Source organism: Nostoc sp. 106C, from assembly GCF_002154725.1.
GTDB lineage: Bacteria > Cyanobacteriota > Cyanobacteriia > Cyanobacteriales > Nostocaceae > Aulosira.
Window position 1 is genome coordinate 1 of record NZ_MTAW01000019.1, and the last position, 16,687, is coordinate 16,687.

13 protein-coding genes are annotated in these 16,687 nt (G+C 43.3%); 9 read left to right on the forward strand and 4 right to left on the reverse strand.

All coding sequences use genetic code 11. The annotated features are described in order from the left end of the window. Window positions 1-48: 48 nt before the first annotated feature. Entirely contained in the window at window positions 49-429 is a 381-nt protein-coding gene (locus BV375_RS01165; protein WP_086756394.1) for a RusA family crossover junction endodeoxyribonuclease, read from the forward strand. Continuing rightward, window positions 426-1,097 (forward strand): hypothetical protein, encoded by a 672-nt coding sequence (locus BV375_RS01170; protein WP_086756396.1) that lies wholly within the window; start codon window positions 426-428, stop codon window positions 1,095-1,097. Before BV375_RS01165 ends, BV375_RS01170 begins: the two co-directional genes overlap by 4 nt. Before the next feature lie 171 nt (window positions 1,098-1,268). Here BV375_RS01170 and BV375_RS01175 read toward each other — a convergent pair whose 3' ends face one another. The 4 genes from BV375_RS01175 to BV375_RS01190 form a co-directional block, all read right to left on the reverse strand. Then, window positions 1,269-1,826: a hypothetical protein gene (locus BV375_RS01175; RefSeq protein WP_086756398.1), complete on the reverse strand. Its 558-nt coding sequence runs from the start codon at window positions 1,824-1,826 to the stop codon at window positions 1,269-1,271. A 110-nt stretch (window positions 1,827-1,936) separates the two neighbouring features. After that, on the reverse strand, window positions 1,937-3,157 hold the full coding sequence (locus tag BV375_RS01180; protein ID WP_086756400.1) for a type II secretion system F family protein: 1,221 nt from the start codon (window positions 3,155-3,157) through the stop codon (window positions 1,937-1,939). Window positions 3,158-3,362: 205 nt separating this feature from the next. After that, window positions 3,363-4,490 carry a type IV pilus twitching motility protein PilT gene (locus tag BV375_RS01185; protein ID WP_086756402.1) on the reverse strand — a complete coding sequence of 376 codons (1,128 nt, stop codon included), beginning with the start codon at window positions 4,488-4,490 and terminating at the stop codon, window positions 3,363-3,365. 335 nt (window positions 4,491-4,825) lie between these two features. After that, window positions 4,826-6,838, reverse strand: coding sequence for a GspE/PulE family protein (locus tag BV375_RS01190; protein ID WP_086756405.1), 2,013 nt, complete (start codon window positions 6,836-6,838; stop codon window positions 4,826-4,828). A 488-nt stretch (window positions 6,839-7,326) separates the two neighbouring features. Between BV375_RS01190 and grpE the strand changes: the two genes are divergently transcribed. The 7 genes from grpE to BV375_RS01220 all read left to right on the forward strand — a co-directional run bounded on the left by grpE (window position 7,327) and on the right by BV375_RS01220 (window position 15,782). After that, window positions 7,327-8,052: a nucleotide exchange factor GrpE gene (grpE, locus tag BV375_RS01195; protein ID WP_086756407.1), complete on the forward strand. Its 726-nt coding sequence runs from the start codon at window positions 7,327-7,329 to the stop codon at window positions 8,050-8,052. Window positions 8,053-8,404: 352 nt separating this feature from the next. Continuing rightward, window positions 8,405-10,363, forward strand: coding sequence for a molecular chaperone DnaK (gene dnaK / locus BV375_RS01200; protein ID WP_086756409.1), 1,959 nt, complete (start codon window positions 8,405-8,407; stop codon window positions 10,361-10,363). A gap of 523 nt (window positions 10,364-10,886) precedes the next feature. Next, window positions 10,887-11,177, forward strand: coding sequence for a hypothetical protein (locus BV375_RS37450; RefSeq protein WP_208099031.1), 291 nt, complete (start codon window positions 10,887-10,889; stop codon window positions 11,175-11,177). Window positions 11,178-11,193: 16 nt separating this feature from the next. Beyond that, window positions 11,194-12,324, forward strand: coding sequence for a molecular chaperone DnaJ (dnaJ, locus tag BV375_RS01205; protein WP_086756411.1), 1,131 nt, complete (start codon window positions 11,194-11,196; stop codon window positions 12,322-12,324). Next, entirely contained in the window at window positions 12,324-12,581 is a 258-nt protein-coding gene (locus BV375_RS01210; protein ID WP_086756413.1) for a sulfurtransferase TusA family protein, read from the forward strand. The genes dnaJ and BV375_RS01210 overlap by 1 nt, the downstream gene beginning before the upstream one ends. Then, window positions 12,578-13,753: a small ribosomal subunit biogenesis GTPase RsgA gene (rsgA, locus tag BV375_RS01215; RefSeq protein ID WP_086756415.1), complete on the forward strand. Its 1,176-nt coding sequence runs from the start codon at window positions 12,578-12,580 to the stop codon at window positions 13,751-13,753. Before BV375_RS01210 ends, rsgA begins: the two co-directional genes overlap by 4 nt. A 439-nt stretch (window positions 13,754-14,192) precedes the next feature. Continuing rightward, window positions 14,193-15,782: a glycoside hydrolase family 57 protein gene (locus BV375_RS01220; protein WP_086756417.1), complete on the forward strand. Its 1,590-nt coding sequence runs from the start codon at window positions 14,193-14,195 to the stop codon at window positions 15,780-15,782. Window positions 15,783-16,687 lie beyond the last annotated feature (905 nt).

A 16,687-nucleotide genomic window follows, 5' to 3' on the forward strand; every position in this document is an offset into this window, starting at 1 on the left:
ACTCGTTGATATTTATTCCTTCTTTATCTGTATCACAGTTTTAGTGAATTGGTATCACACCAGACGCAGAATCGAAACCGCTTACGTGCTTGGCAACAAACAGTACGAGACGCAGCTATTAAATATATTTCTCAAAATGCTCAACCTGTAAAATGTCAGCTTCAAATTACAGTTGTCTATTATCATAACGGCATAACTGTGAGAATGGATAGTGACAAGATGGTTAAGCCTATTCAGGATGCTTTAATCAGTCTAGTTTACATAGATGATAGACAAATTACAGATACTAGAGTTCGTAAAACAGATCTCAACGGTACTTTCAGGGTGAAGGGTATGTCCTCAGTTCTTGCTGAAGGTTTTTGCAAAGGAACGGAGTTTCTTCACATTAAAATTGTAGAAGCACCCGATCACAGGGAGGTTTTGCAATGAGTAAGACTGCTGAAGCTCTAGAGGAAAAGCGTCTTCAGAGCATTGCACGAGAATATAAAAAGAAGGGATATCAAGTTTTACTCCACCCTTCTAGAAGCGAACTACCGGATTTTCTATCAAGCTTCTCACTAGACATGATTGCTATTAATGATCAGGAAAATGTAGTTGTAGAGGTTAAATCTAAGCCCACACTTACTAAATCCAGTTATCTTACACCTTTGGCTAAAGCGGTAAATAATCAGCCTGGGTGGCGTTTTGAGTTGGTAGTTACAAACCCTGTAAAATCTGCTGTTGTCGAAGGGAATGCCCAGATTTTGCTTACTTCAGAAATTAAGGAACGTATTCGACTAGTTCGTGAACTTTCAGGTAAAGAGCAAGCAGCAGCATTAATTTTAGCTTGGTCAGCAATAGAAGCTGCTTTGCGCTTGGTTGGGCAGGAACAAGGACTTGAGTTAGCCAAGAAACCTTCGCTTTTAATCATCAAGGAACTTTACTCATTAGGTGTGATTAGTCAAGAAGATTATCAGATTCTGGACGAGGGTTTGCAATCTAGAAACTTAATAGTTCATGGCTTTCGAGAAACTAAGCCGACACCAACATTAGTAAATGACTTGATAGGAACAATTGAGAAACTTCTTAACATTGGCAATGCTAATTCACCCGCCTAACACTTTGTTATTCCATCTCACTAAATGCCTAATAAAAATGATTTGTCTCTAATTCTATCCTCCTGCTCCCTCCTTTGCTGCAAAAAGAGTGATGACGTTAAAGTTTCAATATTCTGAGACCAGGCTATCTATGGGGTGGTACTGTGAGATATCACGAAGCAATGATAGTTCCTAGCCTCTAGTTCCTAGTCCCTCTTCATCCCTTCGCTCCTCCTCTACTAGCCATTGCGATTTTTGCATAATAAATGGGAGTTCTGCTCCTACAAGACCTCGTTGTATGCGTTCTGAAGTTTCACTAAACACTACAAACAAAGGATACACAGTATTAGCGCCTTCACTTAAAATATGATTGTGGCGGTCAGGCATCAGCCACTCATAATCTTTGTCTAAAAGAACTTGAGTTTGTCGCCAGCGTCCTAACAAATCAGAAAAGTCTTCATGGGGACGATGAATAAAAATTAAAATCTCGGCTCCAGTTTTAACTTTCCACTCTGGATCGCACATTAATATTGCCACATCACAGGGTAGAGAAGTTGTTTGGGGATCTGTTGTCTCAGTTTTGCGCAGACGTACAATCGGCAAAGGAATGGCGATCACACTTTCATCAGGACGGCGCAGACTGGGAATCATTTCCAAATAAGGTCGATGCTGTTTTAACAAAGCGATCGCCGCCAGATGATGGCTATACTCAGCTAAACTAGCTTCGTAATCAGATTTTTGCACAGGCATTTTTCTGCAAAGGATGAAGTATGAATTCTGAAATATAAAGTAGAAAATTTTAAGTCCAAGGATGAAATACGACTTATTAGATATTTTCATCCTTTATCCTTTAGCCTTTTTTAGCCCAGCTTTTCAAATACTTTAAACATAGGCAGATACATCGCTAACAAAATTGTACCAACCATACCCCCCAAAACCACAATCATCAGTGGTTCTAAAATACTGGTTAATGCTTTTACTGCTTGCTCAACTTCATCTTCATAAAAATCGGCAACTTTCATTAACATCGCATCTAATTCTCCAGTTTCTTCGCCAATACTCATCATCTGAATTGCCATAGCAGGAAAAACTTCTTCTTTTTGCAAAGCAACACTAATCATGCCCCCTTGTTGAATCTCGATACGAGCTGCATCTATGGCATTAGCAATCACTTGGTTACCTGATGTATCTCGTACAATTTCTAAACAAGTAAGAATGGGCACACCAGAACGTGTCAAGGCACCAAAAGTACGGCTAAAGCGGGCAACCGCAGATTTTTGAATTAAGTCACCAAACAAGGGCATTTTCAGGGAAAGGCGATCAATAGTTTCTTTACCAACACGAGTTTTGTAATACTGCTTATAGGCATACATAAATGCCATAATTCCAGCAATAATCACTAAAGACCAGTAACTGCGTAATATTTCACTACAAGTCATCAAGAATTGTGTTAAGGCAGGTAATTCTATTCCTAAGTCTTTAAAAATGTTGGCAAAAATAGGGATCAGAAAAACAGTCATACCTACAAAGATCGCGGTTGCTAAAAAACCCACAACCACAGGATAAGACAATGCAGCTTTGATTTGGTTTTGTAGGCGTGCAACATCTTCTAACAACTTAGCTAGGCGATTTAATACTTCATCGAGAACACCACCAATTTCGCCAGCTTGAACCATACTCACATACAAATTATCAAAGCATTGAGGATGCTTCCGCATTGAATCTGAAAGATTTGTGCCCGTTTGAACATCATTACTAATATCAATTAGAGCTGCTTTTAATTTAGGATTGCTACACTGCTCAGACAGTACTCCCAAACTTCTGACGATCGCTACGCCTGCATTTGTTAAAGCGGCAAATTGGCGAGAGAAGACAGCTTTATCCTTAACGGAAACCTTGACCATTGATGTCTGGAATTTCTTCAAATCAAAGCTTAGTGAGCCTTGAGATTCCTTCAATTCTTGGACAACAAGTCCTTGCTCTCTGAGATTTGTACGGGCTTGCGCTAGGGATTCAGCAGCAAATTTTTCTGTTCTGGATTTTCCTTGTGAATCCCGAACACGGGCAACATAGGTAGGCATAGTTTATAAATTCAAAATTGAAAATTTGACTTGAAAAGTTTGCTAGGGAGGAAAACCCTCCGACGCTCGCGGACTCGCTACCGCTGCGCTATGGCAACTTGTCACAAAATTCAAAATGAGTAAATTAGTATTTGGTTAATAGTCCATAGCTGATAGTCAATAATTATTGGTATTAACCATTACCAATCCTCTGTTGGCTGAAAGTTTAATGCGCTTTAGCAACACCATTTGCACCTGGTTTTGCACCTGCTGTTGGCGGTGCGCCACCAATTAAACGTTGAATTTCATCTGGTTTAGAAGTCTTAGATATAGCCGCTTCAAAGGAGATAGTTCCAGCTTTATATAAATCGGCTAAAACTCTTTCCAAAGTTTGCATACCTAATTTACCGCCAGTCTGAATAGCTGAGTAAATTTGGGATGTTTTTCCCTCTCGAATTAAGTTAGAAATAGCAGGAGTAATGACCATGATTTCTTGCGCCATGACTCGACCATATTCCCCTGGTTTGGGGTTTTTCTTCGGAACTAAAGTTTGGCTAAACACCGCTACTAGAGAGTTAGATAACTGCACCCGCACCTGGGTTTGTTTTTCATGGGGGAAAACGTCGATGATCCGGTCAACCGTTTGTGCAGCAGAACTAGTGTGCAAAGTACCAAATACCAAATGTCCTGTTTCCGCAGCAGAGATAGCCAAAGAAATCGTTTCCAAATCGCGCATTTCCCCCACCAGAATAATATCTGGGTCTTCCCGTAAGGCTGCTTTCAAAGCATTAGCAAAGCTCTTGGTATCTTCGCCAAGTTGCCGTTGGTGAACCAAGCTTTTAATTGGTTCATAAACGAATTCTATTGGGTCTTCCACTGTCAAAATATGTTCTGCTCTGGTGCGGTTAATTAAGTCAATCATCGCCGCCAGGGTAGTTGTCTTACCAGAACCGGTGGGTCCTGTAACCAAAATCAGCCCTCTGGGCTTTTCTGTCATTTCCCGCACCACATCTGGCAGACCCAATTTGTCAAAGTTGGGAATTTTAGAACTTAAAGCACGCAAGCAAGCAGCATAGGCACCACGATCCTTATAGACATTGACGCGGAAACGAGCTAATCCCTTAACACCATAAGAACAATCTAGCTCCCAGGTCTGCTCTAAAGTTTTACGCTGAGTATTGTTGAGCATACTAAAGATCAGTCTTTGGCACTGATCAGCAGTCAATACATGATCGCCTATAGGGGTAAGTTTGCCACTGATACGGAAGTAAGGAGGTAAGCCAGCGGATAAATGTAGATCCGAACCTCCCATTTCAATCAGCTGTTCCATCAAGTCTTCAATCATCATTTCCATATTTTTGCTTTCCTTGTTATTTGTTCTCTCTTACAAAGTTGAGGCAGTCCGGTGGCGGTGAGACCAGCGCTGCGGGATGGTTTCCCTCCACAGGCGACTGGCGAACCCGAAGGGGTTCCCCCGCTTAAAGGAACTGCCGTCTGATCGGAGGACGCCTCCGCTCAGACTTTGCGCTTTGTCTTTTGCCATTTGACCAATGACGCTTGACTAATCAACGTCAGTTCGGGTTAAGGAGGTTTATTCAACGTTAAATGGCTGAAACAGCACAAGCACGTTGACAGATCCTAGAATTAAGTAACAGCGTAATGAGGGTTTCAGCTTATCCCGAACTCAGGTTAATCAGAAAAACGCGGCGTCATACAGTATGGGCAATCTAGCCATTCTGGTTGTAATGTGGCATCACAAGTGCGACAGGTCAGACCACTCTTGCGTTTAGCTTTTAACTCAGCTTCCAAACCAGTATCAGTAAAGGTCACTCGCTCGACTTCTTCTAAGGTTGTGGAACCTTGACGTACTAAATCCAAGCTGTAAGCCAGCAAGGTTTTCATGCCCTCTTCTACTGCTACTTCTTTAATGCGTTCTGTTGGTGCTTCTTCGTTGATTAGGGTTTGTAAGTTTTCAGTGACTCTCATGACTTCGTAAACACCACAACGTCCCTTGTAACCAACACCATTACAAGTTGGGCAAACTTGACCTTTGGCTTTAGCATCTGCTTGGGATTCGTTGGGCAAGCTGTTAGCTTTATAAAAAGTGACATTCACCTCTTGAGAAGCTGATAGACCGTAGCGAGCAAGTTCTTCGGGAGTGGGAGTATAGGCAATTCGACAATCAGAGCAGACACGCCTTACCAAGCGCTGTGCTAAAACGCCAATCAGGGAACTAGAAACCATGAAAGGTTCAATACCCATTTCTCCCAAACGAGCGATCGCGCCTGGGGCATCATTGGTGTGTAAGGTAGTTAATACCAAGTGGCCTGTTAAGGCAGCCTCAATCGCAGTTTTGGCGGTTTCCTTGTCTCGTGTTTCACCCACTAGTAGCACGTCTGGGTCTTGCCGCAAAAAAGCCCGCAAAGCGGTAGCAAAATCCAGCCCTTTTTCCCGAATCACTTGTACTTGAGTAATACCCGGCAAACTATACTCAATTGGGTCTTCCACCGTACTGATGTTAATTCCAGGATCATTCTTTTCTGCTAGGGCAGAATACAGCGAAGTTGTTTTACCAGAACCAGTTGGCCCAGTGACCAATATCAGACCGAAGGGACGACTAACCATGTCTTTAACAATACTTAATGTCTCCGGATCGGTAATTAACTTATTCAATCCCAGTTGGGTGGAGGAGTTATCCAAAATCCGCAGACAAACCTTTTCCCCGTAGCGACTAGGTAAGGTATTTACACGGAAATCCACTTTGCGTCCCTCAAACATCCGCCTGATACGTCCGTCTTGAGGTAGTCGTCTCTCAGCAATGTCTAAGCTAGAGATGATTTTAAATCGGGCTGTCACCGCCGCAATGATTTTTTTCGGTAGAGGGTCGAAAGCTTCACGTAGTACGCCATCTTTCCGAAACCGAATGCGGAGGTTTTCTTCCTGTGGTTCAATATGAATATCAGAAACCTTCTCATGCAAGGCTTTGGCAAGAATTCTATTGACGAGATTGATGACTGGTGCGTCTTCTGCACCCTTCATCGCAGCTCCTAAGTCAGCCTCCATCTCATCAGGAGCATCATCTATGTCAAGATTGTTAAGATTTTCTAAATCCTGATTGATGTCTGTAAACTTTTCTTGTTCTAGATGTTTTTGGCGAATAGCTAGTTCATCTAGGTATTGATTGATCAGCTGTTGGTAGTCCTCTTGAGTAATTACCATGCGCTGCAAGGCTAAGCCTTGTGGGCGTAAGATGCGGTTAAGGTCATCCGAAGCCTCTAGATTATCCGGATCGACCATCGCCACTAAAACGCAGGGTGGGGTTTGGTCTTCATGTTTTGATAGTGGGATCAAACGATGGCGACGACAAATATCTACTGGGATTAAGGTTTCAATCAGCCTCCCCACCATCGTATTGCCAAGCTGGTTGACCTCCGGATCGAGGAATTCAACACCGTATAGTATTTTAAGTTCAAATAACTGCTGTTTCTTGTATTGCCTAAGTAATTCAGGTGATAGTTGTCGCCCGGTGATTGACTCTAGCATCTCCGTTAAGGGGATGCCAGACTTGCGGCTTTCAATCAGCGCCTGCCTCATCTGTTCGCTATTGACAAAGCCAGCCTGCACTAGCTTATTACCAAAGGGCGAAAACTCTGTTTTTGTGGTTAGAGCGGTACTGCGCCGTTGCGGTGACGAGTAAGTCATAATTGAGCAATGGGTAGGGAAAACCTCTGAGTAAAGTATTCCCAGGCTGTGGCATAGAATTCTCATTTAAATTGATTAAATTCCAGCCAAAAATTTTCGCTGCTGACAAAAAATTAAACAACCACAGCGCAACACAGATAATCCGTACTTCATCCGTAAGATAATTGCTAGTTTTTCAGAAAATGCAATGATTAATTTTTAAGTAATATTTAGTAAAAAAAAAGACTTATAACTAATGATGATGAACAAAGAATATTGATTGCCACTCATTCCTAAGATGTAGTGTTAAAGCCACAATCAGCGTTCGGGTTACCGCCCTAGAAGCGTCTACGCTAACGCTTTCACCATTTGTCACAATAAGAGGGCAGTGACAATCACTTCCAGGAAAATATAGGCAACAAAACCAGCCTCTCTTGCTAGCCGTCAATAGCAACGGTTGCTAGATGTGGTGAAATAATGCCGTAAATAGTATCTGGGATGAGTGGACAATGATAGACGAAAATAAACAGGTAAACAATACAAGCCAGCAATTGGGTGAACCAATAGAGGTAAAGCAAGCAATGAAGAGCGACTCCCCAGCCCAAATTAACTCTAACGAATCTGGCAGCGAGGTGACTGAGCCAGTGGCAGCACAAACTAATGTATCTGGAGATACTGCGTTTACACCAGACAATGGTGTCGTAGCGGCTGAGAGAACTGAAGAAGGAACGGCAGCTTTGGCAGATTTGACGCAACAAATCGAGTCCCTCAAAGGGCAACTAGAAGAGCGCAACACTCAATATCTGCGAATTGCGGCAGATTTTGAGAATTACCGCAAACGCAACCAAAAAGAAAAAGAAGATTTAGAGACGCAGGTGAAGCGCAACACGATTACAGAATTGTTGCCAGTAGTCGATAATTTTGAGCGGGCGCGATCGCACCTCAAACCGCAAGGTGACGGCGAAATGACAATTCATAAAAGCTACCAAGGCGTTTACAAACAATTAGTAGATTCGTTGAAACGTTTGGGTGTATCACCAATGCGTCCTGAAGGTCAGGAATTCGATCCCAACCTGCATGAAGCTGTAATGCGGGAACCTACGGATGAACATCCTGAAGGAACAGTGTTAGAAGAGTTAGTACGTGGATATTACTTGGGTGAACGCGTACTGCGCCATGCAATGGTGAAGGTGGCTGCTCCCAAAGAAGATTCACCAGCACAAGATAATCAGTAGAGTCCAGCCAACTCTTAAGCTGTAGTTGCTCGCTCCACTGACCAAAAGTGCCTTGGTTTTTGTAAGGGCGAGCATCACAGATCTCAGTTAGGACAGGTCTGGTGACGGTTAGTCGAAGTTCAGCAGCCCGTCCTCTGCTGGTAGCTCTCATTTGGGGTGCGGCTCTCAAACAAGAAGCCGCCCACTAGTGAAAGCCACTCCTTTACCAACCCGATGCTTTAACTTCTTACTTACCCTCAGCAACAGGGTTTCCACAGAACATTTCCGTGAGTATTGGTCTGTAGCAAAAAAATCAAATAAGATAGTCCGCAAAGCCTCACGGCCAAAGAAATCCGTAAAAATACTGAACAGTATGGGAAAAGTTATTGGAATCGACTTAGGCACTACTAACAGTTGCGTCGCAGTTTTAGAAGGCGGTCAACCAGTTGTAATCGCTAATTCTGAGGGTGGACGCACAACTCCTAGTATTGTGGGATTTGGAAAGGGGGGCGATCGCTTGGTCGGTCAGCTGGCCAAGCGGCAAGCTGTCACTAATGCTGAAAACACAGTTTTCAGTATCAAAAGATTTATCGGTCGTCGTTGGGAAGAAACAGCAACAGAACGCGATCGCTCACCCTATACCTGTGTCAAAGGTCGAGACGATACTGTTGATGTGCAAATTCGTGGACGTAACTATACACCACAAGAAATATCTTCGATGATCCTGCAAAAGCTCAAACAGGATGCAGAAAATTTCTTAGGTGAAGCTGTTACTCAAGCAGTAATTACCGTACCTGCATATTTCACAGACGCTCAAAGACAAGCAACGAAAGACGCTGGTACAATTGCTGGACTAGAAGTATTACGGATCATCAATGAACCAACTGCAGCAGCTTTAGCCTTTGGTTTAGATAAGCAAGACCAAGAGCAGCTCATCTTAGTCTTTGACTTGGGAGGCGGCACCTTTGACGTATCCATTCTCCAACTGGGAGATGGAGTGTTTGAAGTCAAAGCAACCAATGGTAATAATCAACTGGGTGGTGACGACTTTGATGATTGTATTTTGCGCTGGATCATTGAGCGCTTCCAACAACAAGAAAATATAGACCTGTCTCAAGATAAAATGGCACTGCAACGCTTGCGAGAAGCAGCAGAAAAGGCAAAAATCGAACTTTCTAGTATGCTCAGTACCTCGATTAACTTGCCTTTTATCACCGCCGATGACACAGGCCCAAAGCATTTAGAGCTAGAACTCAGCCGCTCGAAATTTGAAGAACTGACAGGGCATTTAATTGCAGCTACCATTGAACCGATGATTCAAGCGCTCAAAGATGGCGATCGCAAAGCACAAGACATAGATCGGATCATTTTGGTGGGTGGTTCCACTCGCATTCCCGCAGTTCAAAACGCTCTCATCAAGTTTTTCAATGGCAAAACTCCTGATCGCTCTGTTAACCCTGATGAAGCAGTTGCACTAGGCGCTGCTATCCAAGCTGGGGTTATGGGTGGAGAAGTCGATAATCTCCTGCTATTGGATGTTATTCCTCTATCTTTGGGAATTGAAACCTTGGGTGAAGTTTTTACCAAAATCATCGAACGTAACACCACAATTCCCACCAGTAGATCCCAAATTTTTTCCACAGCAGTTGATGGACAAACCTCAGTAGAAATTCATGTCCTGCAAGGTGAACGGGCAATGGCACGAGATAACAAAAGTCTCGGCAAGTTCCTTTTGGCAGGAATTCCTCCAGCTCCGCGTGGTGTGCCACAAATTGAAGTATCTTTTGAAATCGATGTCAATGGTATCCTCAAGGTTGGTGCTCAAGATAAAGGCACCGGTAGAGAGCAGAGTATTCGCATTACCAATACAGGTGGCTTAAGTACTCAAGAAGTAGAAAAGATGCGGCAAGCAGCCGAAGTGTTTGCTGAAGAAGATAAAAAGCGTAAAGAACTGGTTGAATTGAAAAACCAAGCTGAGAATCTATTTTTTAGTTACGAATCGACTCTCAAGGATAACAGCAACTTAATTGGCGAAGACATGAAAGCTTTGGCAAATGAGAAAGGCAAACAACTCCAAGCAGCCATGACTAACTCTAATATTTCCGTACAAGAATTTCAGCAAAACTTAGACGAGTTCCAAAAAACTTTATTTGCCATCGGTGCTAACGTGTACAACCGAGCTAATAGTCAACCAGATGAAGTGCCTGAAGTCTCGGAAGAGTTGTTGGCTTCACAACCAGAGCCAGCAGTGGGTGGAACACTGATACCCCAATTTAACTTTGATTTTGATGACGAAAGCACTGCACAGGCTGATTACGAGGCGATAGATTAAGGACTGGGCATTAGGTATTGGTTATCTCCGTTAGTCCCATTCCCTAGTCCCCAGTCTCCAAGTTTGCTAGATTGTAGAAGCGAATTGCCGTGGGCTAAACGTATCCCAGTACAGATGCCAAAACGCATTTGGGGGGTTTTCCACACCTAATGGTGCGGCTAGCCCCTCTGGTAGATGGGCAGAGTTTGCCCCACCTAGGTAGCACAATTGTAAAAGAGACAGCCTCAGACATGGAGAGGTCCGAGCAGAGGTTTGCTTAGCTTGTTTTTTCCTGAGCTTTAGTCGTCTTCCATGAGGAAAGCGCCTGTTGCTCGACACTTGCTGGTGATTTTTGTAAAGGGGAAAAGGTAAAATCAATTATTAATAAAAATTAACTTCTATCTTTGACCCTCTCTGTTCTGCCCTGATGTTGACGTTCTCGCGACCGCCAGGGCTAACGCCAATCACCTGGGTTGGGAAAACGTCACTTGCAACCCTGCGATTTCTCTAAAAGAGTACAAGCCGGGAAACTCTCAAGACCCTCATGGGTGAAGCTGGGCCCCTGTTAACGCTAGGGCTAATGCTAGTCACCTGGGTCAGGAAAACGCTAGTTGCTACTCTACGGTTTCTCGAAGGAGTACAATTCTGGCGAATCAACGTAGTGGCTCCCAAAACCCTTATGGGTACTCTTCGAGAACTCTTTTGGGGAGCGGCAGTTGCTTTAAGTCGGGTTCCCCGACGACAGTTGCTACAACGGAGGTTCCCTCCGCAACGCACTGTCTCCCCAAGGCACTGCCTCACCTCGCTGGCTCACCTTCTGCTTTCTTCCTTCTAACTTTTACCTTTGCTATATGGCCCGCGACTATTATGAAATTCTGGGTGTCTCTCGTGACGCCGACAAAGAAGAAATCAAACAAGCTTACCGCCGCCTAGCCCGGAAGTATCACCCAGACGTGAACAAAGAACCGGGAGCAGAGGAGCGGTTTAAGGAAATTAACCGTGCTTATGAAGTGCTTTCCGAGCCGGAAATCAGAGAGCGTTATAACCGTTTTGGTGAGGCTGGTGTCTCTGGTGCGGCTGCGGCTGGCTTCCAAGATATGGGTGACATGGGCGGCTTTGCCGATATCTTTGAAAGCATTTTCAGTGGTTTTGCTGGTGGAATGGGTGGTCCAACGACGCAAAGAAGGCGCAGTGGGCCGGTACGGGGTGATGACCTGCGATTAGACCTGAAGTTAGATTTTCGGGAAGCGGTATTTGGTGGAGAAAAAGAAATTCGCATTTCTCATTTAGAAACCTGTGATGTTTGTAGCGGTTCTGGTGCAAAACCAGGAACTCGCCCTCGGACTTGTTCGACTTGTAGCGGTTCAGGTCAAGTACGCCGGGTCACAAGAACGCCCTTTGGCAGTTTTACCCAAGTTTCAACTTGTCCTACCTGTAATGGCACAGGAACGGTGATTGAAGATAAATGTGATGCTTGCGACGGTAAAGGCACAAATCAAATCACTAAGAAACTCAAAATTACTATTCCCGCTGGTGTAGATAATGGCACACGCCTGCGAATTTCCCAAGAAGGTGATGCAGGGCAAAGAGGTGGTCCTCCAGGAGACTTATACGTCTACTTGTTCGTGAATGAGGACGAGGAATTTCACCGGGATGGCATTAACATTCTCTCAGAAATCAAAATTAGTTACCTGCAAGCAATTTTAGGCTGTCGTTTGGAGGTAGATACGGTTGATGGACCAGTGGAATTAATAATTCCGGCTGGAACCCAACCGAATACGGTGATGAAGCTAGAAAATCGTGGTGTACCACGCTTGGGAAATCCTGTCAGTCGGGGTGACCATATGCTGACGGTATTAATTGATATTCCCAACAAAGTAACTCCAGAGGAGAGGGAATTGTTAGAGAAGCTGGCTAAAATTAAGGGAGAACGCACTGGTAAAGGCGGTCTAGAAGGATTTTTGGGTAATCTGTTTAAGTAATGAGTTTATCTTCTCTATCATCTCCTGATGCTCAACTCGACTTGCGCGGCACTCCTTGCCCGATTAATTTTGTCCGGACTAAACTACTTCTGGAAAAAATGCCCCCGGGAGGTTTGCTAGAAGTTTGGCTAGACCCTGGAGAGCCAATTGAGCAGGTTCCTGATAGCTTGGCAATGGCTGGCTATCAGGTAGAACAAATTGCAGATTGCACTGGTTATTTTTCCTTGTTAGTACGCCGTCCTGCGATCGCCCAATGACAGGAGAAGTTGATTTGGCTACTGGACAGTTACTGGGTACAGTGCTAGCTGTACAAGCAAATTTTTACCAAGTCCAGCTAGATCTAAAAGACAAGGGGACAAGGGGACAAGGTGAGCAGCGCGTTGCAGAGGTTCCCTCCGTTGTAGCGGCTGCGTACCCGGAGGGGGACAAGGAGAATTTATCACAAAGACTCTCCGCGTCTTCCATTCCCCCGATGCTCCTCTGTACCCGCAGAACACGCTTGAAAAAAATTGGGCAACAGGTGATAGTGGGCGATCGCGTGGTGATCGAAGAACCCGATTGGTCTGGGGGACGAGGAGCGATCGCTGATGTGCTACCTCGTCAAACTGAGTTAGACCGTCCACCAATTGCTAATGTTAACCAGATCATGCTGGTATTTGCTGTGGCAGATCCACCTCTGGAACCTTATCAGTTAAGTCGTTTTCTGGTGAAGGCTGAATCTACCAGCTTAGATGTAGTTTTATGCTTGAATAAAAGTGATTTAGTTTCACCACTAGTACGCCAAGAAATTAGCGAGCGCCTTGTTGGTTGGGGTTATCAACCGCTATTTATTAGTATCAAAAATTGTATAAATATTGACCAGTTATCTGGCTATCTTAATCATAAAATTACTGTAATTGCTGGACCTTCTGGTGTTGGCAAATCAAGTTTAATCAATGCACTGGTTCCTAATGTAAATTTGCGCGTCGGTGAAGTCTCTGGCAAGTTAGCTCGTGGTCGCCATACCACTCGTCATGTAGAATTATTTGAACTACCTAGCAAAGGATTACTAGCAGATACTCCAGGCTTTAATCAGCCTGACCTTGATTGTAGTCCAGAACAATTAGTATATTATTTCCCTGAAGCGAGAGCGCGGTTAGCGGTTGCTAGCTGTCGGTTTAGTGATTGTCTGCATCGAGATGAGCCTGACTGTGCCGTGCGGGGAGATTGGGAACGCTATCCACATTATCTAGAATTTTTAGACGACGCGATCGCCTATCAGACTCAGCGCCACCAGCAAGCAGATCCCGAATCTACGCTAAAGTTAAAAACTAAAGGCAAAGGTCAGAGTCAATACGAGCCGAAGTTAGAAAGCAAAAAATATCGTCGTGTTTCTCGCAAGACGCAACTGCAAGCTTTGCAAGATTTATATCAAGATAGTGAGGAATGAGGAAATCTCAAAGCTGGTAACGCTAACATAGATACTAAATAGTTGCAGTTGCAGCGAGTCAACCAACAACTAAAAAAACAACGCCAACAACCTGAAAGATTGGCGTAAGCCTTGCAAAATATAGATATTGACCATCAGCAAGTTCTTTAAAAATAGAATTTTATCTCGATCAGCTCTCATTAAGTGTTGGAAAATATTGCTATGAATCAAACAGTCTCTAAACCAGATTTTTAACATAGCGATCGCCTGGCAAATGCAACTGCAAAAAAATTAAATCTAGAGTCTCAGTAAAAAAATCAGATCGGAATTTCTGCTGTAGAACGAGATAAATAGGAAAAAATTATTAATTAATCTCACGATCCCAATAAAGTCTTAAAATATTGTTAATTTCTGCCAAACCTCTCGACCTTCAACTTACACGTATCACCCCTAAATAACTATGGCTATAGGCTACGTCGCGCTTGTACTCCACGCACATCTGCCCTTCGTTCGTCACCCAGAAAGTGATTATGTGTTGGAGGAAGAATGGCTATATGAAGCCATTACTGAAACTTATATTCCTTTATTGAAAGTATTTGAAGGACTAAAGCGAGACGGCATCGACTTTAAAATTACGATGAGCATGACACCTCCATTAGTGTCAATGCTCCGCGATCCGCTGTTGCAAGAACGCTATGATGCACACTTAGCTCAACTAGAAGAACTGATAGAACTAGAAGCTGAGCGTAATGTCCACAACGGGCATCTTAAATATTTAGCAGAACATTACGCCACTGAGTTTAACGAAGCGCGTCAGATATGGGAACGCTACAAGGGCGATTTGGTAACGGCTTTTAAGGACTACCAAGATAGTAACAACCTGGAAATTATTACTTGTGGTGCTACCCACGGCTACTTACCACTAATGAAAATGTATCCGCAAGCTGTGTGGGCACAAATTCAGGTAGCTTGCGAACATTACGAAGAAACCTTTGGGCAAGCACCTAGAGGCATTTGGTTACCGGAATGCGCCTACTATGAAGGTGTAGAGCGAATGCTGGCAGATGCAGGGTTGCGCTACTTCCTCACCGACGGACATGGTATTCTTTACGCCCGTCCTCGTCCTCGATTTGGTACCTATGCCCCAATTTATACAGAAACTGGTGTTGCTGTTTTTGGACGGGATCATGAATCTTCTCAACAAGTATGGTCTTCTGAGGTGGGCTATCCAGGAGCAGCAGAATACCGCGAGTTTTACAAAGATTTGGGCTGGGAAGCAGAATATGAATACATCAAGCCCTACATCATGCCCAATGGTCAACGTAAGAATACGGGTATTAAATATCATAAAATTACTGGACGTGGCTTAGGACTTTCAGATAAAGCTCTATATGATCCTTACTGGGCAAGGGAAAAAGCGGCAGAACACGCTGCAAACTTCATGTATAATCGAGAACGGCAAGCTGAACATCTACATGGGATAATGCAGCGCCCGCCGATTATCGTGTCGCCTTACGATGCAGAGTTATTTGGACATTGGTGGTATGAAGGTCCTTGGTTTATTGATTACCTGTTCCGTAAATCCTGGTACGACCAAAAAACCTATGCCATGACTCACTTAGCAGATTATTTACGGGCAGAACCGACTCAGCAAGTTTGTCGTCCTTCGCAGTCAAGTTGGGGTTTTAAGGGATTCCATGAGTATTGGTTAAACGATACAAATGCCTGGATTTACCCGCATTTGCATAAAGCAGCCGAACGCATGATTGAAATCTCGCATCTAGAACCAGAGGATGAATTGCAATGGAAAGCGTTAAACCAAGCAGCGCGAGAGTTACTATTAGCACAATCTTCCGATTGGGCGTTTATCATGCGGACAGGAACAATGGTTCCCTATGCCGTCCGAAGAACGCGATCGCACTTGATGCGGTTCAATAAGCTCTACGAAGATGTAAAAATAGGCAAAGTTGATAGCGGTTGGCTGGAAAAAGTCGAGTTGATGGATAATATTTTCCCAAATATTAACTATCGTGTTTATCGTCCGTTGTAAGATTCTGGACACAAACACATAGATGTAAGAACTAGTAAGCACTAGTAAGGTGGGCAATGCCCACCTCGAAACTATATTTATAATAATACGGTTCAGTTAAGGTGATAAGAGTTCTCATCTGTCGGACAAAAACCAAGATTTGGGGGAGAATCCCCCAAGCCCCCTCCAAAATAATTGTTCGGTTTTTTGTTTAGTAATTATTTGTGAGCTTTGTTGTCAATGAATTTTTTTAACTGAACTGTATTTATAATAGATATAATTCTAAAATTTAGAGTTTAAAACTTTTATTAATCATTGACAAAATAATTGAAATAATTAATTGCATTCAAGAAAATTATAAATCCTCTTACTAAAGGTATAGATAGCTGTTTAATAAATTTATTATTCAAAAACCAAGAAATGTTTGATTAATTAAAAAAACTATTTAAATAACTACTATTAAATTTAATACTTATCTCAGACTTAACTTATAAAAGTAATAAAAGAAGTAGGAGACTTTTTATTACTTAACTTGTATTGAAGAGCAAGTTAAACTCTGGCTACAGATATAGAGTAAATAGAAGCCCTTCAAACCTTTTGGTAGAAGATGACACACCAAGTTAGAAATTATTATTTTTAATAGTAGGATTTGCAGAAGCTCTAAATAAGGAAACTCATCCGTATGGGCTGTTTATCACTTGTTTAACTTGCAATAAGTATCAGGCATCCAGTCATTGCCAAGGTGAGTTATACCAATTTGAAAAAAGAATGCGACAGATTGTAGGGGCACGGCACTGCCCATACGTGTCAACTTAACGTGAAACCCTTGTTAAAACGTGATTTTGTATTCACTCACCTACCATTACGATCCTCGTCACCCCACCCCAGTTTTGTCTAAAGCCAAAACTTCCCCTCCCCGCAGGCGG